19 protein-coding genes are annotated in these 19,082 nt (G+C 60.8%); 11 read left to right on the top strand and 8 right to left on the bottom strand.

The window, feature by feature from the left end; genetic code table 11:
• Positions 1 to 47: 47 nt before the first annotated feature.
• Together ACXX81_RS08710 and ACXX81_RS08715 are read left to right on the top strand one after the other, a co-directional pair.
• Positions 48 to 878 (top strand): undecaprenyl-diphosphate phosphatase, encoded by an 831-nt coding sequence (locus ACXX81_RS08710; RefSeq protein ID WP_209982493.1) that lies wholly within the window; start codon positions 48 to 50, stop codon positions 876 to 878.
• On the top strand, positions 875 to 1,258 hold the full coding sequence (locus ACXX81_RS08715) for a DUF1294 domain-containing protein (RefSeq protein ID WP_209982492.1): 384 nt from the start codon (positions 875 to 877) through the stop codon (positions 1,256 to 1,258). The genes ACXX81_RS08710 and ACXX81_RS08715 overlap by 4 nt, the downstream gene beginning before the upstream one ends.
• On the opposite strand, the gene ACXX81_RS08720 is transcribed toward ACXX81_RS08715, so the two are convergent.
• Together ACXX81_RS08720 and ACXX81_RS08725 are read right to left on the bottom strand one after the other, a co-directional pair.
• Complete coding sequence (locus tag ACXX81_RS08720) at positions 1,247 to 1,603, bottom strand: MmcQ/YjbR family DNA-binding protein (protein ID WP_209982490.1); 357 nt, start codon at positions 1,601 to 1,603, stop codon at positions 1,247 to 1,249. The genes ACXX81_RS08715 and ACXX81_RS08720 overlap by 12 nt on opposite strands.
• Complete coding sequence (locus tag ACXX81_RS08725) at positions 1,600 to 2,508, bottom strand: LysR substrate-binding domain-containing protein (RefSeq protein WP_231423386.1); 909 nt, start codon at positions 2,506 to 2,508, stop codon at positions 1,600 to 1,602. The genes ACXX81_RS08720 and ACXX81_RS08725 overlap by 4 nt, the downstream gene beginning before the upstream one ends.
• 127 nt (positions 2,509 to 2,635) lie before the next feature.
• Here ACXX81_RS08725 and ACXX81_RS08730 point away from each other — a divergent pair, with 127 nt between their 5' ends.
• Positions 2,636 to 3,247, top strand: a complete 612-nt coding sequence (locus tag ACXX81_RS08730; protein ID WP_458571517.1) for an FMN-dependent NADH-azoreductase — start codon at positions 2,636 to 2,638, stop codon at positions 3,245 to 3,247.
• A gap of 219 nt (positions 3,248 to 3,466) precedes the next feature.
• On the top strand, positions 3,467 to 4,504 hold the full coding sequence (locus ACXX81_RS08735; RefSeq protein WP_209982484.1) for an alpha/beta hydrolase family protein: 1,038 nt from the start codon (positions 3,467 to 3,469) through the stop codon (positions 4,502 to 4,504).
• On the opposite strand, the gene ACXX81_RS08740 is transcribed toward ACXX81_RS08735, so the two are convergent.
• Both ACXX81_RS08740 and ACXX81_RS08745 read right to left on the bottom strand, forming a co-directional pair.
• On the bottom strand, positions 4,498 to 5,670 hold the full coding sequence (locus ACXX81_RS08740; protein WP_209982482.1) for an MFS transporter: 1,173 nt from the start codon (positions 5,668 to 5,670) through the stop codon (positions 4,498 to 4,500). The genes ACXX81_RS08735 and ACXX81_RS08740 overlap by 7 nt on opposite strands.
• A gap of 321 nt (positions 5,671 to 5,991) precedes the next feature.
• Positions 5,992 to 7,578 carry an ABC-F family ATPase gene (locus tag ACXX81_RS08745; protein WP_082638529.1) on the bottom strand — a complete coding sequence of 529 codons (1,587 nt, stop codon included), beginning with the start codon at positions 7,576 to 7,578 and terminating at the stop codon, positions 5,992 to 5,994.
• A gap of 386 nt (positions 7,579 to 7,964) precedes the next feature.
• Between ACXX81_RS08745 and ACXX81_RS08750 the strand changes: the two genes are divergently transcribed.
• Positions 7,965 to 8,168, top strand: coding sequence for a hypothetical protein (locus tag ACXX81_RS08750; RefSeq protein WP_458571518.1), 204 nt, complete (start codon positions 7,965 to 7,967; stop codon positions 8,166 to 8,168).
• A 46-nt stretch (positions 8,169 to 8,214) separates the two neighbouring features.
• Here ACXX81_RS08750 and ACXX81_RS08755 read toward each other — a convergent pair whose 3' ends face one another.
• Positions 8,215 to 9,456, bottom strand: coding sequence for an MFS transporter (locus ACXX81_RS08755; RefSeq protein ID WP_231423410.1), 1,242 nt, complete (start codon positions 9,454 to 9,456; stop codon positions 8,215 to 8,217).
• Between the two features lie 148 nt (positions 9,457 to 9,604).
• On the opposite strand from ACXX81_RS08755, the gene ACXX81_RS08760 reads away from it, so the two are divergent.
• The gene (locus ACXX81_RS08760) at positions 9,605 to 10,417 is read left to right on the top strand and encodes a class I SAM-dependent methyltransferase (RefSeq protein ID WP_231423388.1); all 813 of its coding nucleotides are present in this window, start codon (positions 9,605 to 9,607) and stop codon (positions 10,415 to 10,417) included.
• A 137-nt stretch (positions 10,418 to 10,554) separates the two neighbouring features.
• On the opposite strand, the gene ACXX81_RS08765 is transcribed toward ACXX81_RS08760, so the two are convergent.
• Complete coding sequence (locus ACXX81_RS08765; protein ID WP_231423389.1) at positions 10,555 to 10,941, bottom strand: TIGR03067 domain-containing protein; 387 nt, start codon at positions 10,939 to 10,941, stop codon at positions 10,555 to 10,557.
• A 272-nt stretch (positions 10,942 to 11,213) separates the two neighbouring features.
• Here ACXX81_RS08765 and ACXX81_RS08770 point away from each other — a divergent pair, with 272 nt between their 5' ends.
• Together ACXX81_RS08770 and lpxO are read left to right on the top strand one after the other, a co-directional pair.
• The gene (locus tag ACXX81_RS08770) at positions 11,214 to 12,557 is read left to right on the top strand and encodes an LPS O-antigen chain length determinant protein WzzB (protein ID WP_231423391.1); all 1,344 of its coding nucleotides are present in this window, start codon (positions 11,214 to 11,216) and stop codon (positions 12,555 to 12,557) included.
• Between the two features lie 689 nt (positions 12,558 to 13,246).
• Positions 13,247 to 14,146 carry a lipid A hydroxylase LpxO gene (lpxO, locus tag ACXX81_RS08775; protein WP_338477510.1) on the top strand — a complete coding sequence of 300 codons (900 nt, stop codon included), beginning with the start codon at positions 13,247 to 13,249 and terminating at the stop codon, positions 14,144 to 14,146.
• Positions 14,147 to 14,258: 112 nt separating this feature from the next.
• Here the strand turns inward: lpxO and ku are convergent, their stop codons facing one another.
• Positions 14,259 to 15,098, bottom strand: coding sequence for a non-homologous end joining protein Ku (gene ku / locus ACXX81_RS08780; RefSeq protein WP_458571519.1), 840 nt, complete (start codon positions 15,096 to 15,098; stop codon positions 14,259 to 14,261).
• 183 nt (positions 15,099 to 15,281) lie between these two features.
• Here ku and ACXX81_RS08785 point away from each other — a divergent pair, with 183 nt between their 5' ends.
• Both ACXX81_RS08785 and ACXX81_RS08790 read left to right on the top strand, forming a co-directional pair.
• Positions 15,282 to 15,596 carry a hypothetical protein gene (locus tag ACXX81_RS08785; RefSeq protein WP_209982468.1) on the top strand — a complete coding sequence of 105 codons (315 nt, stop codon included), beginning with the start codon at positions 15,282 to 15,284 and terminating at the stop codon, positions 15,594 to 15,596.
• Between the two features lie 13 nt (positions 15,597 to 15,609).
• Entirely contained in the window at positions 15,610 to 16,767 is a 1,158-nt protein-coding gene (locus ACXX81_RS08790) for a PQQ-dependent sugar dehydrogenase (protein ID WP_458571520.1), read from the top strand.
• Positions 16,768 to 16,825: 58 nt separating this feature from the next.
• Here ACXX81_RS08790 and ACXX81_RS08795 read toward each other — a convergent pair whose 3' ends face one another.
• A complete protein-coding gene (locus tag ACXX81_RS08795; RefSeq protein ID WP_209982464.1) occupies positions 16,826 to 17,305 on the bottom strand; it encodes a nuclear transport factor 2 family protein in 480 nt (159 codons plus the stop codon).
• Positions 17,306 to 17,455: 150 nt separating this feature from the next.
• Here ACXX81_RS08795 and pssA point away from each other — a divergent pair, with 150 nt between their 5' ends.
• The gene (pssA, locus tag ACXX81_RS08800; protein ID WP_458571521.1) at positions 17,456 to 18,799 is read left to right on the top strand and encodes a CDP-diacylglycerol--serine O-phosphatidyltransferase; all 1,344 of its coding nucleotides are present in this window, start codon (positions 17,456 to 17,458) and stop codon (positions 18,797 to 18,799) included.
• Positions 18,800 to 19,082: the final 283 nt, after the last annotated feature.

Raw genomic sequence — 19,082 nt, forward strand, 5'->3', positions numbered from 1 at the left:
AAAAATAGAAATGAGGCGTGCCGTCGCGCATGACCTTTGGGGGAAGTATGGATTTTTGGACCGCCATTCAGGCATTGATTCTTGGCGTTGTGGAAGGGCTGACAGAGTTCCTGCCGATCTCCAGCACCGGCCACCAGATTATCGTCGCCGACCTGCTCAATTTCGGCGGTGAACGGGCGATGGCGTTCAACATCATCATCCAGCTCGGCGCCATTCTCGCAGTGGTGTGGGCGTTCCGGCGCAAGATCCTCGACGTGGTCACCGGTCTGCCGACCCAGCGCAATGCCCAGCGTTTTACCGTCAACCTGCTGATTGCGTTCCTGCCGGCGGTGGTGCTCGGGGTGATTTTCGCCGACCTGATCCATCACTACCTGTTCAACCCGATTACCGTGGCCACGGCGCTGGTGGTCGGCGGCATCATCATGCTGTGGGCCGAACGCCGTGAACACCAGGTGCACGCCGAAACCGTCGACGAGATCACCTGGAAGGATGCGCTCAAGGTGGGTCTGGCCCAGTGCCTGGCAATGATCCCGGGCACTTCGCGTTCCGGCTCGACCATTATCGGCGGCCTGCTGTTCGGCCTGTCGCGCAAGACCGCCACCGAGTTTTCGTTCTTCCTGGCGATGCCGACCATGGTCGGCGCAGCGGTGTACTCGGGCTACAAGTACCGCGACCTGTTTCAGCCGGCCGATCTGCCGGTGTTCGCCATCGGCTTCGTTACCTCGTTCATCTTCGCGATGATCGCGGTCAAGGGCCTGCTCAAGTTCATCGCCAACCACAGCTACGCGGCGTTTGCCTGGTATCGCATCGGCTTCGGCCTGCTGATCCTGGCGACCTGGCAGTTCGGCTGGATCGACTGGTCGGCAGCCAACGCATGAGTATCCAGCACCCACGCCTTAAAGCGCTGATTTTCGCGCTGTTGTGCGCGGCGCCGCTGCTGGGTTCGGTGCTGGTGTGGCAGCGCGGCGAAACCCTGCTGCCATTGGCCGCCTACGCGGTGGTCAGTGTGATGGCGTTCTTTTTGTACTGGAGCGACAAGCGCAAGGCGCAGTCCGAAGGCCGGCGCATCCCGGAAAACATCCTGCACGCTGTGGAACTGGCGGGCGGATGGCCTGGGGCGCTGATTGCCCAGCAGGTGTTCCGGCACAAGACGCGCAAGGTGTCTTACCAGGTGCTGTTCTGGGTGATTGTGCTGCTGCACCAGGTGTTCTGGCTTGACCAGTTGTTCCTTGGCGGCACGCTGTTGTCAGTGCTCTAGCCATAAACCGAGCTGAGTGCGCCTGGGCAGTTTGCTCACCACCAACTGATGGGAGCGCTGCAACAAACCCCGCAGTTCCTGCGCGCCGAGCGGGTAGGGCACGTGCATGATGATCCACTGCGCCCGTGCCAGGTACGGCGCCGGGTGGATACCGGGGCGATCGACGTGACCGAGGAACAGTGCCTTGTCGACCTTGAACGCCAGCGAGTCACCGCGCAGGTTCTGCAGGGCGAACATCTTGTTGCCGGCAATCGAAAATACGCGCACGCCGCCCCATTTGTAGTCTTCCCGCGCGCCGGGCAGGCTCAGGCAGAACTGCGCAACTTGCGCTTCGGTCATCGTCATAGCAAGCGGTCTCCACAGCCTTTGAAGCCTTCTTCCAGGTAATCGATCCACGCGCGAATGGCCGGCAGCACGCCGCGCCTGTGCGGGTACACGGCCTGCAGCCAGCCGCCCGGCAATGACCATTGCGGCAGCAGTTGCACCAGACGCCCGCTGGCCAGCTCCTCTTCGCAATACATCATCGGCAGCACGGTAAAGCCCAGGCCCATGACGGCGCTGGCCTTGCGCACGATAAAGTCGTCAATGCCCAGGCGCGCCTCCATCACCAGATCGTGGGCATTGCCTCGGGGGTCGAGAATGCGCTGATGGACCATGCGGTCGGCCTCCAGTGCGCCGAGGATCGGCAGCTGTTTCAGGTCTTCGAGGCTGTTGACCCGCCGCTCGCGCATGAAGCCCGGGCTGGCCACCAGCACGGTCTGGGCCTGGCGCAGGCGCTTGGTCACCAGCAACGGGTCTTCATCGCCCAGTTCGCGCACGCGCAGGGCCACGTCGATGCCTTCGGCCACCAGGTCGACGCGGCGGTTGACCAGGGTCATGTCCAGCTGCACCAGCGGGTACGCCGCGAGAAATCCGGCCACCAGTTCCGACATCATGTGCTGGGCCATGCCCACCGGGCAGCTCACCCGCAGGCGGCCACGGGGTTCGCTGGACATACTGGCCACGGCCTCGTCGGCCATTTCCGCTTCCAGCAGCATCGCCTGGCAGTGGCGCAGGTAACGCTCGCCCACCGCGGTCAGCGTCAGTTGCCGGGTGGTGCGTTGCAGCAGGCGTGCGCTCAGGCGTTCTTCCAGCTCGGCGATGCGCCGCGACAGCCGCGACTTGGGTATCCCCAGCAGCCGGCCGGCCGCCGCAAAGCCGCCGGCTTCGACGACTTTGGCGAAGTAGTAGAGGTCGTTGAGGTCTTGCATAGGGGCGCCTATTGTCCTGTCAGTGGGACAAACTATCGCATTTTAGCTGGCTTATCGACTATTGGTTTCATGCGTAGCATCACCACCATCTGATCGCCACTGTCGATCCCACTCACGGAGATCCACCATGAAACTGTTGCATATCGATTCCAGCATCCTCGGTGACAACTCGGCTTCCCGTCAGCTCAGTGCCGAGGTGGCCAAGGCCTGGCAGACCGCACAGCCGGGTGTGGAAGTGACGTACCGCGACCTCGCCAGCGACGCGATCAACCACTTCTCCGGCGCCACCCTGGGCGCCCTGGGCACCGCCGCAGAACTGCGCGATGCCGCACAGAAGCACGAAGCCGAGCTGAGTGCCGTATCGCTGGCTGAATTCCTCGCCGCCGATGCCGTGGTGGTGGGTGCGCCGATGTACAACTTCACCATCCCGACTCAGTTGAAGGCCTGGATCGACCGCATCGCGGTGGCCGGCCAGACGTTCCGCTACAGCGAAGCCGGTCCTGAAGGCCTGTGCGGCAACAAGAAAGTCATCATCGTCTCCACCGCCGGTGGCCTGCATGCGGGCCAGGCGTCGGGCGCTGCCCATGAAGGCTACCTGAAGCTGCTGTTCGGCTTTCTGGGCATCACCGATATCGAAGTGGTGCGGGCCGAAGGCCTGGCCTACGGCGATGACGTGCGCAGCAAGGCCATGAGCGAGGCTAACCTGTTGATCAACGAGCAGCTGTTCGCCGCTGCGTAAGGCTTGTGTAAAATTCGCCGCGCTCCGGTATCAATCTGAAGCACGGCGCTTAAACTCTGTATTCTGATCGCCTGAACGCGAGCGGAGTACGGAGTTTTTTCGTTTGCGCGCGGTCCTTTCAATGTGGCCCGGGTTATGCAGATCGTAGGCAGACAAGGGTTCACGATCCCGGGTTTCTCATTCGATGTTGGTTCTCACGCGGCACAGGTGGACATCCCCATGATGCGTCTATGTGCAGTAATGGCTCTTTCCCTCCTCGGCGGCCTGATTTCAGTGCAGGCCGCACCGGTGTCGCTCCCCCATTGGAGTGTGGGTTTCCATCGCATGAGTTTTCTCGATCCGGTGGACCAACAGCCGATGAAAGCCGTCGCGTTCTACCCCTCCACGGGCATGGAGCACACCACGCAGGTGGGGGCCTACACCGTCGGCGCCACGGAAGATTCCAAAGTCGCCATCGGGCGTTTCCCGATGCTGATGCTGTCCCATGGCAACACCGGCACGCCGCTGGCGCTGCATGATCTGGCCACTTCGCTGGCGCGCAAGGGTTTTGTGGTGGTGGCGGTGCTGCACCCCGGCGACAACTACAAGGACCACAGCCGGCTGGGCACGGTGAGCAACCTGTACGGGCGGCCGATCCAGATTTCCGAAGCGATCACTGCCACCCTTGGCGACCCGATGCTTGCGCCGTTCGTCAACGTCGAGCAGGTGGGCGTGATCGGCTATTCGGCGGGCGGCGAGACCGCGTTGATCCTCGCCGGGGCCAAGCCGGATTTCGACCGCCTGCGCCGCTATTGCCAGGAACGCCCCGAAGACCATGACGCCTGCACCACCAAAGGCGAACTGGTGGTGGACCGTGACGATTTGCAGCCGCATGCCGATGCACGCATCCACGCGCTGATGCTGATGGCGCCGCTGAGCCTGATGTTCGGTCGCCATACCCTGGCGGATGTGCATGTGCCGGTGCTGCTCTACAGCGGTGACGGCGACAAGCTGGTGGCCGTGGACAAGAACGCCGCCGCGCTCGCGCGTAAATTGCCCGAGCCGCCGGACTTCAAACTGTTGGCCGGCGCCGGGCACTTTGTGTTCATGGCGCCGTGCGACAGCGATCAACTGGCGGCCATGCCGGCGGTGTGCACCGATGCCGACGGGGTTGACCGTGAGGGCATTCACCGCGACTTGATCTCCGAGGCCGGGCGCTTTTTCAGCCACACCCTGGGCCAGTCCAGCCGTGCCGGTTTGCAGACGGCGGATCAGTAAGCGCGACGCTTGAGCAACAGGGTCACGCCCAGCGCGCTGACCGACAGCAACGCCGCGCAGAAGAAGATCCAGCCGTAACCCAGGTTCAGCGCGATGGCCCCCATCAGCGGGCCGGCAATCGCCAGCGCCAGGTCAAAAAACACCGCATACGCACTCAGGCCCGCGCCGCGACTGCTGTTGGGGACCTGCCTGATCGCCTCCACGCCCAGCGCCGGATACACCAGCGACAGCCCGAAACCGGTCAGCCCGGCACCGAGCAACGCCACGCCGGTCGTTGGTGCCAGCCATAACAGAATCAGGCCCAGGGTTTCGATGAACATGCAGACGATGGCGGCGCGAAAACCGCCAAAACGGCTGATGGCGGAAATGAACAGCAGGCGCGACAGGATAAAACACACCCCAAATACGGTGAGGCAGTACGCCGCACCGGCCCAGCCGCGATTAAGGTAGTACAGCGTAATGAAGGTGGTCAGCGTGCCGTAGCCAATCGAGGCGAGGCACAGGCTGGCGCCAAACGGCGCGATGCGCCCGAAAACCGCCAGGAAGGGCAGCCGCTCGCCGCGCACCACCGGCACCGAAGGTTTATTGCGGATCAACACCAGCCCGAGTGCCGCCAGCACTGACAGCGCCAGGCCCAGGCTCGTGTAGCCATAGTGCGCAACCATCACCACCCCCAACGGTGCGCCAATGGCAATGGCGCCGTAGGAGGCAATGCCATTCCAGGAAATCGAGCGCGCGGTGTGTTCGGCACCGACGGCGCCCATGCACCAACTGATGGTGCCCACCCCGATCAGGCCCTGGGCCACGCCCAGCAGCAGCCGTGAGGCAATCAGGATACCCAGGCTCAGGGTCGGCAGGCTCTGCGCCAGCGTGGCAAAAAACGTCAGCACGCCGCTGAGCAGAATGCCGGTCAGGCCAAGCACAATCGCGCGTTTGGTGCCCACGTTGTCCGATACTCGCCCGGCAAAGGGCCGGCTGAGCAGGGTGGCCAGGTACTGCGCAGCAATGGTGAACCCGGCCACCACCGCGCTGAAGCCCAGTTGCTCGTGCACATAGCCCGGGATCACCGCAATCGGCAGGCCGATGCAGATAAAGGCGATGAAGGTGTAGAAGACGATGGAGACGATCTGCAGGGTGATCGACAGGGAGGAAGGGGCGGCGGACATGGCAACTCATTCGCGGGCGGGCGGTGGCTGCATCATGGCAAGGGCTTGCGGGAAATGAAAGCAGGCTAACTACTTCGCCTGAAGCCTGTCGCATTGGATGGGCTTTTAATGTGGCGAGCAGGCTTGCCCTGCGTTGGGCTGCGCAGCAGCCCTAAAACCAGACACCGCATTCTGCCAGACAGAACGCGGTGTTTTTGATTGGGGCCGCTGCGCAGCCCAACGCAGGGCAAGCCTGCTCGCCACAGGGAGCCTGTCAGCCACAGGGAGTCTGCTCGCCACAGGGAGGCTGTCAGGCACATGGAGCCTGACGATCACGGCAAGTTAGAACACCACGCCCTGGCTGCGCAGGTAGTCGTCGTAGGTACCGCTGAAGTCGATCACGCCGCTGGCGCTCAGCTCAATGATGCGGGTGGCCAGGGACGAGACGAACTCGCGGTCGTGGCTGACGAAAATCAACGTGCCCGGATAGTTTTCCAGCGCCAGGTTCAGCGCTTCGATGGATTCCATGTCCAAGTGGTTGGTCGGTTCGTCCATGATCAGCACGTTGGGTTTTTGCAGGATCAGCTTGCCGAACAGCATGCGACCCTGTTCACCACCGGAGATTACCTTGACCGACTTGAGGATCTCATCGTTGGAGAACAGCATGCGGCCCAGGGTGCCGCGGATAACCTGCTCGCCCTGGGTCCACTGGCCCATCCAGTCGAACAGGCTCATGTCGTTTTCAAAGTCGTGGGCGTGGTCCTGGGCGTAGTAGCCCAGCTCAGCGGCGTCGGTCCACTTGACGGAGCCGGCGTCCGGGGTCAGCTCGCCCACCAGCGTGCGCAGCAGGGTGGTCTTGCCGATGCCGTTCGGGCCGATGATTGCCACGCGTTCGCCGGCTTCAACCTGGAAGTTGAAGTCCTTGAACAGCGTTTTGCCGTCAAAGCCCTTGGCCATGCGATCGACCATGACGGCCTGGCGGTGCAGCTTCTTGGTCTGTTCGAAACGGATGAACGGGCTCACGCGGCTCGATGGCTTGACCTCGGCCAGCTGGATCTTGTCGATCGCCTTGGCACGGGAGGTGGCTTGCTTGGCCTTCGAGGCGTTGGCCGAGAAGCGGCTGACGAAGGATTGCAGCTCGGAGATCTGCGCTTTCTTCTTGGCGTTGTCCGACAGCAGTTGCTCGCGGGACTGGGTCGCCACGGTCATGTACTCGTCGTAGTTGCCCGGGAACAGGCGCAGCTCGCCGTAGTCCAGGTCAGCCATGTGGGTGCACACGCTGTTCAGGAAGTGACGGTCGTGAGAGATGATGATCATCAGGCTGGAGCGCTGGGTCAGAATGTTTTCCAGCCAGCGGATGGTGTTGATGTCCAGGTGGTTGGTCGGTTCGTCGAGCAGCAGCACTTCCGGGTCGGAGAACAGCGCCTGGGCCAGCAATACACGCAGCTTCCAGCCAGGAGACACTTCGCTCATCGGGCCGAAGTGCTGTTCCAGGGGAATGCCCAGGCCCAGCAGCAGTTCACCGGCACGGGATTCGGCGGTGTAGCCGTCCATCTCGGCGAATTCGGTTTCCAGCTCGGCCACCGCCATACCGTCGTCTTCGCTCATTTCCGGCAGCGAATAGATACGGTCGCGCTCGGCCTTGACCTTCCACAGCTCTTCGTGGCCCATGATCACGGTGTCGATCACGTTGAATTCTTCGTAGGCGAACTGATCCTGGCGCAGTTTACCCAGGCGCACATTCGGCTCCAGCATGACCTGGCCGCCGGAAGGCTCCAGGTCGCCACCGAGGATTTTCATGAAGGTCGACTTGCCGCAACCGTTGGCACCGATCAGACCATACCGGTTGCCGGCGCCGAACTTGACCGAGACGTTCTCGAAGAGCGGCTTGGCGCCGAACTGCATGGTGATGTTAGCTGTGGAGATCAATTACTTTACCTATCAATAGCTTGGGGTGCGCTTATGTGAGTTGGACCCAGGGCGGGGCCATCTGGAGCCTTTCCATTGGCTCCAGTCCGAGCTTGTTGATCCAACGCGCATAAGTCGAGAGCAGCGCCTGACGTGATGGCCGGGCTGCTGGGAGATGAAGGCGGGGTTCATGCCAGACATGGCGCGCATTGTCGCATAGGTGTGACGACAGTTGTATGGCGGTTTGCAGGCGCAACCGCTGTGAGTCGGCTCTGAACCACTGCGCCGAAAGGGCGTAGCAGCATCAATAATGGCCTGGTGCCACCGTTCGTCGGATCAGCAGTGGCGCCGCTGAACGATGTTCTCAGGCCGGCGCTCTATGTCCGCGGACATAATCAGGTGCAAAAATGCAACGATCACTGCGGCGCTCTGCGGTAAGAACCTGGGCACAGATCTACATCCAGGTGGTGAACGAACAGAATATTGAGGACAAATATTTCAAATTGCTGAGGACGGCCGATGATATGGAGAGCAACGGCCTCATCGATGGGAGAGAGTGGAGGAAGCTTGTGCGCAAAGCCGGCGAATTCCTCGCCAGCACCGCAGAGTGAGTCAGCGGGTGAGAGCTGACCGGCTCTCACCACCTTGCACGCGTATTCAAGCGACCGTTCCAACCCCCGCAAACGTCGGTTTTTTTGCCAACGTCTCAGGCACGGCCAGCCACACCAGCGCCAGTGCCACGGCGGCGACGCCGGCCAGGGTCAGGAACGCGGCGTTGTAGCCCGCCTGTTGCACCACAAAACCGGCCAGGCTACTGCTCAGTGCCGCTCCCAGCCCAAACACCGTCGAGATCGCACCCAGGCTGACATTGAAGCGCCCGGTCCCCTGGGTCAGATCCTTGACGATCACCGGGAACAGCGCGCCGAAAATGCCTGCACCAATGCCGTCCAGCAATTGCACGGTCACCAGCCAGTATGGGTCACCGGACAGGGTATAGAGCACCCCACGCAGCGGCAGAATAATGAAACCGGCCAGCAGCAAAGGTTTGCGCCCCCACACATCCGCCCTGGCGCCCACCAGCCAGGCCACCGGCACCATCACCAACTGCGCAGCGACGATGCAGGCCGAGGTCAGCGGCGTAGCCATCTGCAGGTTGATCTGAGAGAGCTTCTGGCTGACCAGTGGCAGCATGGCAGCATTGGCCAGGTGGAACAGGGCACAGCAAATGGCGAACAGCAGAAGCGGGCGGTTCGACAGCAACACCTTCACTCCGGAGGGTTGCTCGTCGTCGGTGTGATGGGCAGGGTCAAATCCACGTGCGACTTCGTGGTCAATAGCCGCGGCGGGCACGCAACTGACCGCCACAAGACTGGCGACCGCCATGAAGGCCATCAGGTAAAACACCACCACCGGCCCGAACAGGTACGCCAGGCCGCCAGCCAATAGCGCGGCCACGGCATTGCCTGCATGGTTGAAGGTTTCGTTGCGCCCGGTGCGCCTCGTGAAGGCTTTGGGCCCGGTAATCCCCAGGGAAATCGCTGAAATCGCCGGGGCAAATACGGAAGCCGCCACGGCGCTGGCGGCCTGGGTCAGTGCCACCAGGCTGAAATTGCTGACAAACGGCAGTATCAGGCAACTGGCCGTCACCAGGATTGCGGCGATGGCGATGACGGCGCGTTTGCTGCGGGTTCGATCGAGCAGCGCCCCCGCCGGGCCCTGGGTCAGCAGCCCGGCGATGCCCGCCAGGGTCATCACCACGCCGATACTGGCCGGGTCCCACTTGTGCACTGCGAGCAGGTAGATGGCCAGGTAAGGCCCGAGGCCGTCACGCACATCGGCCAGGAAGAAGTTAAGGCTGTCCAGGGACAGGGTAGTGCGCAGGTCGGAGTGTCGGGCCACGGCAGGATCTTCGAGAGCGGCGTCCACGGGGCTGGACACTCGTTGGGCTAATGACCTGCGGCACTTGCTATAAGTTTCGCGCGAGGCTTAGGGTTTCATCTTACGGGTGATTGGCTTATTTTCTGTTGTATTCGTTATCTGGAGACACATGGAAATGCCATCAGCTCTACAGGCAATTGCCAGCAATAAGGACGCCTGGAATGCATCCGCCAAGCTGCATAAGAATACCGACACCTGGCGGGCGTTAATGGATGCGGTGACGAATCCCGGGTTTTCCTGCCTTGATACTACCCTCACGGCTGTGCTGCAAGACATTGGCGTCGCGGGCAAGGACGTTGTGCAACTGTGCTGTAATAACGGCCGCGAAAGTCTGTCATTATTCGGCTTGGGCGCGCGTTCTGTAGTAGGTATCGATCAATCTGCGGCATTCCTGGCGCAGGCGCGGGAACTGGCTGGCGCCTCGCCTCATGAACCCGAGTTCATCGAATCCGATGTCCACCAACTGCCCGAACGTTTGCAGGCAGGCTTCGACATTGCTCTTGTGACCATTGGTGTACTGGGCTGGATGCCGGATGTGGCGCTGTTCATGCGGCATGTCGCGAGCACCTTGAGACCTGGCGGCACGCTGGTGGTGTACGAAACGCATCCGTTTTTGGAGATGTTCGACCCGCGCGCGCCCAACCCGATGCTGCCTGCCAGTTCATACTTTCAACGCGAGCCCTTTGTGTTGCAGGAGTCGATTGTCTATGAGGGTGCACAGCACTTGAAGGGGCCGACATCCTACTGGTATGTGCATACCATGGGCAGCGTGATCAGCGCGGCGGTGGCTGCGCACTTGCAGATCGGTCATTTGCAGGAGTATCCGCACTCCAATCGCGAGGAACTTTACGACCAGTATCAGCACCAGCCTGCGCAGTTGCCGCTGTGTTTCACGATGACAGCCACCAGGCGTGTGCCCTGAAGTGTTTCCCACAGGCAAAAAAAAGCCCGCGAGGAGAGGCGGGCCAAGTGATTCACTGGAGTAGGTAGGCCTCACCCTATAGGTCGGAAAGTGAAGGCTTCGTGAAAATTCTGTGGTGAATTCGGATGCTCTGGTGATCAGGACCTGCGCACGAACGTGCGCATGGTTTGCCCTGGTCCGGTGCTGAATGAAGCAGGACGCGGCTGGCCCGCATCCGCAGCGATAAACACGAATGTGTCGCCATCAAGTCGATAGCTGGCGGGTAGCGGCTTACCGGCGTCATCGCCGATGGCGTCTACCCAGGTAATGCTTTTGGGGCGCTGGCTGCTGTCCAGCGTGAATCGCCCAGCCAGCAAGACCTCGCCATCAACGGTGACCACTTCAAACTGATCTGCGGCAATTGTAGTCATTGCACCGGGGGCGCTGTGGGCATCCGCAGGGTTGAGCACGCCGCTGTCTTCGAGCGACGTCTGCTCCCAGGTGCCCTGGAGGGCTTGGTAATCCGGGTCGGTGAGGGTCTGCATATAAGGTCCTTTTAATTTTCCCTTTATCGGCAACTATTTATCGATCTTTTTACTACGCTTGTGATTAGAATAATCCTACGTCATGTGTGTCTTTACTAACGTCTATTGTGAATACGACGGAAAGAAACTACGACGGCTTGGGATTTTTCTTCTAGACCCGGTGGTCAGACCTGAATTGGCGAGCCTTGTTATCGGTGTCAGGGCGTTGTCCCTGCTGGGTATTCGAGGTCTTCGTGATAGCTCTTTGATATTGGTTTTAAGGTGCATACATTTTGAATCGAACTTCCCAGTCCAGTAATTATCCTGCGTCGGATGAAATTGACCTGTTTGAATTGCTGCATGCTGTTTGGCGACAGAAAAAACTGGTATTGGGCTGTGCGCTGCTGACGGGCGTGCTCGGTGCAGGCTATGCGTTTCTGGCGCCTAAAACCTACGAAGTCAGCAGTGTACTGCGCCCGGCCGCGATCAATGAGCTGGACGCGCTGAACCGCTCCGAGGTTTACAAACTACCGCCGGCGGATGCGCTGGCCAAAGTCGGCGCACAGCTGGACTCCTATGAAGCGCGGCTTGGATTTTTTCGGTCCCATGAGCAGTTGTTCACCGCCTTTCAAAAGCCGGGGCAAAGCCTTGAGCAAAGTTTCGAGGACTTCAACCGTAACTCGGTCAACCTGATCCTGCCGGACCCCAAGAAATCCGACTCTTTGAGCAGCTACATCCGCCTCGAATTGCAATACCCCTCGGACGTGGACGGCGTGTCGATTCTCAACGGCTTCGTCGACTATGCCATCGCCTCCGAGCGTGAGCAGGTGGGCGCCGACCTCAAGGTGATCGTCAACAACCGCTTGAACGAGCTGAAGGGCAAGATCGACGCGGCGCGTGCCAATTATGACACCGAGAAAGAATCGAAGATTGCCAAACTCCTTGAGGATGACCGCCTCAAGCGAGCCCGGTTGCAGGATGAATTAAGCGCCCTGCGCCTACAGATGAAAATGGAGCGTACCAACCGCCTCGCCGAACTGGCGGAGGCGATCTCGATTGCCAAGTCCATGGGCATCAAGACGCCGACCACACCGTCTTCCATGGCTGACGCCACGCGGAGCGGTTCGAGCCAGGTGATGCGTACCGAGGTCAATAACCAGCAGATTCCGCTGTACTTCCTCGGCACCGAGGCCCTTGAGGCTGAGCGCACGGCATTGCAGCAACGTACCAGTGACGACTTTACCAATCCTCGGATCGCCCAGATTGGTAAGGAATTGCAACTGCTGGAAACCAATCGTGAGGTCGAAGTGCTGCGCAAGCGTGGCAACGAAGACATTTTCCTGCAGGACGTCGAGCCATTGCGTGCCGAGGTCGCTCGTTTGCGCAATTTGAACATCGACATGAGCAACCTGAAGCTGGTCACGGTTGACCGCCGCGCCCAGGAGCCTCTGGCGCCGATCAAACCGAAAAAAGCCATCATCCTGGCGGTGAGCCTGATCGCAGGTCTGGTCCTCGGGATGCTGATTGCACTGATCCGTCACCTGATCAGCTCGCGCAATCAACCTGCGCCTTATTCGTCGCTTGAGGATGGACGCTTTGCCCGTCGTGAACGCAAGGACGACGATCCGTTGGTGTGACACGCAGGGCTTGCCGCGGGGCAGGCCCTAATGCCGTTCAGTTAAGCCAGTGTGATGCTCGAACCAATGAGCGGTGCGACTTTTCGGTGTACATATCGGTTTGTGCGGTAACGGCGACTTAGGGTTCCGCCCTTACGGCGGGTCACTTTTGGAAAAGAGCCCGGAATGCCGGCCCAGCCAAAAGTAACCAAAAGGGCTCTTGCCCCAACACTCGGCACCTCGCCTGCGTTCGGCCAGCGTGTTTGACGGGGCGCCTCAGATCAAGATCAAGAGCGCGGCGGCCTTAGAGCCGACCGAGGTTGTCTGTCGTACGCTGTACAAACTGTGGGAGGGGGCTTGCTCCCGATGGCTGAGTGTCAGTCAGCTTATGTGTAGCTGATCCACCCTCATCGGGAGCAAGCCCCCTCCCACATGTGGATCTCCATTTGTCTGATGGATATCACACTGCTTTTGCTTTGCTTTGCCTCACTTCTTCGATGCACACTTCGTCGACAGTTTTTCACAATTCTTGGTTAACCTTTGGTTACAAAGTGTGGCTAAATAACGGCCAATGGCCGTAAAGCGGTTTGCCATCAAACCGCCGATTATCGCCTGTCTGTGAATTGTGAAATCAGGTGCTGCTATCCAATCCTCGGCCGTCGTGGGCGCGCAGGAGCAGCCTGTTCTCTACTGACTTGTGACGAAATCTCTTGAAACTCATCATTGTTGTTCTCTACGTCGTCTCCATTGCGTATGTCCACCTGCGCGGTCGGGTGCGGCACAAGTTGGGCCGCCAATTGAGCGACCACTCCACGTTCCTGGCGCCGATCAACTGCTTTCTCTATCTGTTTTCCAGGCTGCCGAGCCGGCCATATCTGTCGCCCAGTGACTTTCCGGACTTGAGCCCTTTGCAGGAACACTGGGAGGAAATCCGCCAGGAAGGCCAGAACCTGATGCGTGCGGGTGAGATCAAACGGTCGGACCAGTACAACGATGTGGGTTTCAACTCATTCTTCAAGTCCGGCTGGAAGCGCTTCTACCTGAAGTGGTACGGCGACAGCCATCCGTCGGCAATGAAGCTGTGCCCGCGCACCACCGAACTGGTACAGAGTATCGGTTCGATCAAGGCGGCGATGTTTGCCGAGCTGCCGCCCGGCTCCAGGCTGGTGCGCCATCGCGACCCTTACGCCGGCTCTTATCGCTACCATTTGGGCCTGGATACGCCCAACGACCCGGGCTGCTACATCAATGTAGATGGCGAGAGTTATTACTGGCGCGATGGCGAGCCGGTAATGTTCGACGAGACCTACATTCACTACGCGCAAAACACCACCCAGCACAACCGCATCATCCTGTTCTGCGATATCGAGCGGCCGATGAAGTACCGCTGGGCGGCGGCATTCAATCGCTGGTTCAGTCGCAATGTGATGGCGGCGGCGGGTTCGCCCAATGATGCCGGCGACAAGACCGGCGCGCTGAACCGCGCGTTTACGCGCCTGTACAAGATCCGCTTGCGCGGTAAAGAGCTGAAAAAGCGTAACCGTACGCGCTACTACCTGGAAAAATGGGCGATATTCGCCGCGCTGGCGGCTGTTTTCCTGTTGATCTGAAGTGGCGCCAGGCTTCGGCGCCTTGGCGAGCGGGCTTAAACGCCGCTCCCACATTTGATCTGCATCGCTTTGAGCATTGCGTCGGTTTAACTGAACGACCACGGACAGTGACTCAGGAAGCGTTCTTAGCGGATTTTTTCACCGCTGGTTTTTTTGCCGCAGGCTTGCCCGCCAGGCTGCGCTTGAGCAGCTCGGTCAGGTCGATCACATCGGCGGACTTGCGCTCTTCAACGCCTTCAGCGCTCTCCACATCTTCGATCTTGCCCGCCTTGGCCTTCTTCTCCACCAGCGCCATGATCTTCTCCTGAAAGCTGTCGCGGTATTCCTCCGGCTTCCAGTCCGCGCTCATGTCTTCCACCAAGCGCTTGGCCATGTCCAGTTCGCCCTTGGCCAGGGTGGGCTTGACCACGTCGCTGCCCAGTTCCAGCTCGTCCAGGCTGCGCACCTCGGCAGGCCAGCGCAGCATCACCAGCACCAGCGCAGAATCGAGCGCCATCAGCGCTGCCAGGTGCTGCTTGGTGTGCAACACCACATTGGCCAGGGCGACCTTGCCGGTTTTCTTCAGGGTTTCACGCAGCAATGCGTAGACCTTGCCGCCGCGTTTGTCGGGCGCGAGGAAGTAGGGGGTGTCGATATTCTGCAGAGGGATCTGGTCGCTGGCGACAAACGCGATGATCTCGATGGTCTGGGTGGATTTGGGGTGGGCCGAGCGGATTTCCTCTTCGCTCAAAACCACATAGCGGCCCTTCTCGTAGGCCACACCCTTGACGATATTTTCCTTGGTGACTTCCTTGCCGGTGGTCTTGTTGATGCGCTTGTAGCCCACCGGGTCCATGCTGCGCTTGTCCAGCCAGTCGAAGTCGACGCCTTGGGAAGAGGTCGCCGAGACCAGCGACACCGGGATGTGGACCAGGCCGAAACTGATGGCGCCTTTCCAGATTGACCTTGGCATGGGTGCGGCTCCTTGTGAATTGACGGTCTTCTGGTGACTCGCTGGGTCCGGTAAAAGTTTCGCCACGCGGATGTGCGGACAGATCGTGTTACACCTGATGAGGAAGTATTTAGTGTCGAAATACGAACCCGGGGCGTAGCGTGTTATCGAAAGCAGGTACCACTCGCTCAGAGAGGCTTTGTCATGAACACTTGTGTGCGTCACCTTGCAGCGCTCGCGTTGGGCCTTACGTGTGTTTCCATGGCCCAGGCGCAGAACCTGCCTGGCAACAGCAACGCCAATCAGGGGCCGATCCACCGGGCCAACCCCAACAGCATGCAGGGCACTCAGCCCAACGCGCCGGCCATCCGTGGCAATCAGACCGGCCCCACCACGCCTGCGCCGACCCTGGAAAACCGTGGCATCGGCAACCGCTACCCCCAGCGCGAGGCCGCGCCCAGCCGGCCTTCGACCGAAACCAAAGCCCCCACCTATGACGCCAACGGCAATCGTCGCTAAGGAACCGTGTCTTATGTCTTTACGCAAAACGCTGCTCGCTGCGCTGTGCGCAACCACCTTTATTCCCGTCGCGGCGGTACACGCCGCCGATCAGCAACAGTTTCCCAGCGAGCAGGGCAGTGTCACCGTCACGCCCGTCGCCAAGGGCCTCGATCACCCGTGGGCAGTGGCCTTCTTGCCGGACAAGCAAGGTTTCCTGGTGACCGAGCGTCCCGGCCATCTGCGGTTTGTCAGCCCCGAGGGCAAGCTTTCGGCGCCGCTGAGCGGCGTGCCCGAGGTCTGGGCCAAGGGGCAGGGCGGTTTGCTTGATGTGGTGCTCTCGCCGGACTTCAAGCAGGACCGCATGGTGTACCTGTCTTATGCCGAAGGCGGCGGCAAGGGTGGCACGGCCGGCACTGCGGTAGGGCGCGGGCGCCTGGCGGACGACTTGAGCGGGTTGAAAGACTTCAAGGTGATCCTGCGTCAGGAGCCCAAGCTGTCCACCGGCAATCACTTCGGCTCGCGGCTGGCATTCGACCGCGACGGTTATCTGTTCGTCACCCTTGGCGAGAACAACGACCGGCCCACCGCCCAGGACCTCGACAAGTTGCAGGGCAAGGTGGTGCGCATCTTCCCCGACGGGCGGGTACCCGACGATAACCCGTTCGTCGGCCAGCCGGGCGTGCGTCCCGAGATCTGGTCCTATGGCCAGCGCAACCCGCAGGGCCTGGCACTGAATCCCTGGAGTGGCACGATCTGGGAAAACGAACACGGTCCGCGTGGCGGCGATGAAATCAACATTATCGAGCGCGGCAAGAACTACGGCTGGCCGCTGGCAACCCACGGTATCGATTATTCGCTGACGCCGATCCCCGAGGCCAAGGGCAAGACGGTCGAGGGTACCGTGGCGCCGCACCATGTCTGGGAAAAATCCCCAGGCATCAGCGGCATGGCCTTCTACGACGCCGACCGTTTCAAGCCGTGGCAGCACAACGTGTTCATTGGCGCGCTGGCCACCCAGGAGCTGATCCGCCTGCAGTTCGACGGCGACAAGGTGGTGCATGAGGAGCGCCTGCTCGGGGAATTGAAAGCGCGCATCCGCGATGTGCGCCAGGGGCCTGACGGCTACCTGTATGTGCTCACCGATGAAGCCAATGGCGTGTTGTATCGCGTCGGTTTGAACGAGGACTGACGGATTCGATGACATCCAACGGTGGAAGGGTGCAGCCCCTTCCACGCTTTACAGAGCGCTAGAGGCCCAGCTCGGACAGCCCCGGATGATCATCCGGACGCCGGCCCAGCGGCCAATGGAACTTGCGCTCGCTTTCCTTGATCGGCAGGTCGTTGATGCAGGCGAACCGATTAGCCATCAGGCCGTTGTCATCGAATTCCCAGTTCTCATTCCCGTAGGAGCGGAACCAGTTGCCCGAATCGTCGTGCCATTCGTAGGCATAACGCACGGCGATGCGGTTATCGGTGAACGCCCACAGTTCCTTGATCAGTCGGTAGTCGAGTTCCTTGGCCCATTTACGCGCAAGGAACTGCCTGGCGTCCTCACGGTTGCAGGCGAATTCGGTGCGGTTGCGCCACTGTGTGTCCAGGGTGTAGGCCAGGGATACCCGCTGCGGGTCGCGCGAGTTCCAGCCGTCTTCGGCCAGGCGGACTTTTTCGACGGCCGACTCACGGGTAAACGGCGGCAGCGGCGGGCGGGCTTCAGACGTGGATGACATTGGCGACTCCTCGGGATCGAACGTCGCCCCTGGTTGCGGCGACGGATTATCGGGTGTTTGACGGCAACGATGATAGCGCGGCTTTCGAGACCTCGGCAGTCTCATGGTGTAAGCTCGGGGCCTCTTCGGATTCGACCCATTGCGAGCCTTATGCCGTCGTTCTTCAAACGCTCCCTGTTGCCCAAACTGCGCGGTTTTCCACTGTCCACCGAAGCGATCGAGGTGCTGTCCGGCGCCGCGGCCTTTCGGCACTGCCTGCTGGAAAAAATCCCCCAGGCCACCCGACGCATCTACATCGTCGCGCTGTACTTGCAGCAGGACGAGGCCGGGCAGGAGATCTACGACGCGCTGCACGCCGCCAAGGCTGCGCGGCCCGAGCTTGAGATCGTGGTGGTGGTCGACTCGCTGCGTGCCCAGCGCGGCCTGATCGGCGCCGGCAAGCAACCGGGCAACAGCGCCTGGTATCAGGCGATGACCCAGTCGCATGCCAGTGAAGTGCCGGTGTACGGCGTGCCGGTGCAGACCCGCGAGCTGTTCGGCGTGCTGCACCTCAAGGGTTTCGTGATCGACGACAGCGTGCTCTACAGCGGCGCCAGCCTGAATAACGTGTACCTGCACAAGTTCGACAAGTACCGCTTCGACCGTTATCACCTGATCCACAGCCAGCCGCTGGCCGACTCCATGCAGCACCTGGTGGAACACGGCCTGATCGCCTCCAGGGCCGTGCACCGCCTGGACCTGCCGAACCCGCCGACCACCCGCAGCCTGCGCAACGACATCGGCGACCTGCGCAGTCGTCTCAAGCACGCCGCGTATGACACCACGGCCGGGCAGTTGCCCAACGGTCACCTGTCGGTCTGCCCGCTATTGGGGGTGGGCAAGAACAACCCCCTGAGCCGGGTGATTCTCGAGTTGATCGCCAGCGCCCAGCAGCAACTGACCATCTGCACGCCGTACTTCAACCTGCCGCTGCCGGTGACCCGCGAAATCAACCGGGCCCTGGCGCGTGGGGTGAAGATCGACATCATTGTCGGCGACAAGACCGCCAACGACTTCTACATCCCGCCCAGCGAGCCGTTCAAAGTGATTGCGGCGCTGCCGTACCTGTATGAAATCAGCCTGCGCCGTTTCGCCAAGCGCCATCAGCCGATGATCGACAGCGGCCAGTTGAACCTGCACCTGTGGCACCACGGCGACAATAGCTACCACCTCAAGGGCATGTGGGTGGACGAGCGCTACACCTTGCTCACCGGTAATAACCTCAACCCACGGGCATTTCGCCTCGACCTGGAAAATGCCCTGCTGATCGACGACCCGCAAGGCCAATGGCTGGCGCCGCGCGCGCAGGAGCTGGCGCAGATTTTCCGCCATACCACGCGTATCGATGGCTATCAGCATCTGCAGACGCTGGTGGATTACCCGGCGGCGGTCGGCAAGTTCCTGCGCCGGGTCAGCCGGGTGCGGATCGAGCGGTTGCTTTATCGCATCCTGTAGCGGGCAACCCCACAGGGTGACACTTCTTTATCGGGTGTATTGAGAACTCTCCTACATGCGGCCTATGGGTTATCTCATAGGCTTTTTGTTGACGGTTCTTAAGGACGAGAACTCTTGCGTTCAACCGTGAAGAGTACTTGAAATGTCGACACTTGCATCAGTGGGTTCTGCCCCATCTTCATTCGTATCTACAGTCAGCCGAGCTGAAAACGAACCTGACCATTCTCAGGCAGGATCAAGCCCTGGGGACGGTCGCACGGTGACTGAGGTTCCGGGCGCACCA

The organism is Pseudomonas sp. GNP013 (assembly GCF_054343995.1).

What these genes read in the sequence shown, in the direction of transcription:
- ACXX81_RS08710 (WP_209982493.1), top strand. Translation starts at nt 48, where the DNA reads ATGGATTTTTGGACCGCCATTCAGGCATTGATTCTTGGCGTTGTGGAA.
- ACXX81_RS08715 (WP_209982492.1), top strand. Translation starts at nt 875, where the DNA reads ATGAGTATCCAGCACCCACGCCTTAAAGCGCTGATTTTCGCGCTGTTG.
- ACXX81_RS08720 (WP_209982490.1), bottom strand. Translation starts at nt 1,603, where the DNA reads ATGACGATGACCGAAGCGCAAGTTGCGCAGTTCTGCCTGAGCCTGCCC.
- ACXX81_RS08725 (WP_231423386.1), bottom strand. Translation starts at nt 2,508, where the DNA reads ATGCAAGACCTCAACGACCTCTACTACTTCGCCAAAGTCGTCGAAGCC.
- ACXX81_RS08730 (WP_458571517.1), top strand. Translation starts at nt 2,636, where the DNA reads ATGAAACTGTTGCATATCGATTCCAGCATCCTCGGTGACAACTCGGCT.
- ACXX81_RS08735 (WP_209982484.1), top strand. Translation starts at nt 3,467, where the DNA reads ATGATGCGTCTATGTGCAGTAATGGCTCTTTCCCTCCTCGGCGGCCTG.
- ACXX81_RS08740 (WP_209982482.1), bottom strand. Translation starts at nt 5,670, where the DNA reads ATGTCCGCCGCCCCTTCCTCCCTGTCGATCACCCTGCAGATCGTCTCC.
- ACXX81_RS08750 (WP_458571518.1), top strand. Translation starts at nt 7,965, where the DNA reads ATGCAACGATCACTGCGGCGCTCTGCGGTAAGAACCTGGGCACAGATC.
- ACXX81_RS08760 (WP_231423388.1), top strand. Translation starts at nt 9,605, where the DNA reads ATGGAAATGCCATCAGCTCTACAGGCAATTGCCAGCAATAAGGACGCC.
- ACXX81_RS08765 (WP_231423389.1), bottom strand. Translation starts at nt 10,941, where the DNA reads ATGCAGACCCTCACCGACCCGGATTACCAAGCCCTCCAGGGCACCTGG.
- ku (WP_458571519.1), bottom strand. Translation starts at nt 15,098, where the DNA reads ATGCCAAGGTCAATCTGGAAAGGCGCCATCAGTTTCGGCCTGGTCCAC.
- ACXX81_RS08785 (WP_209982468.1), top strand. Translation starts at nt 15,282, where the DNA reads ATGAACACTTGTGTGCGTCACCTTGCAGCGCTCGCGTTGGGCCTTACG.
- ACXX81_RS08790 (WP_458571520.1), top strand. Translation starts at nt 15,610, where the DNA reads ATGTCTTTACGCAAAACGCTGCTCGCTGCGCTGTGCGCAACCACCTTT.
- ACXX81_RS08795 (WP_209982464.1), bottom strand. Translation starts at nt 17,305, where the DNA reads ATGTCATCCACGTCTGAAGCCCGCCCGCCGCTGCCGCCGTTTACCCGT.
- pssA (WP_458571521.1), top strand. Translation starts at nt 17,456, where the DNA reads ATGCCGTCGTTCTTCAAACGCTCCCTGTTGCCCAAACTGCGCGGTTTT.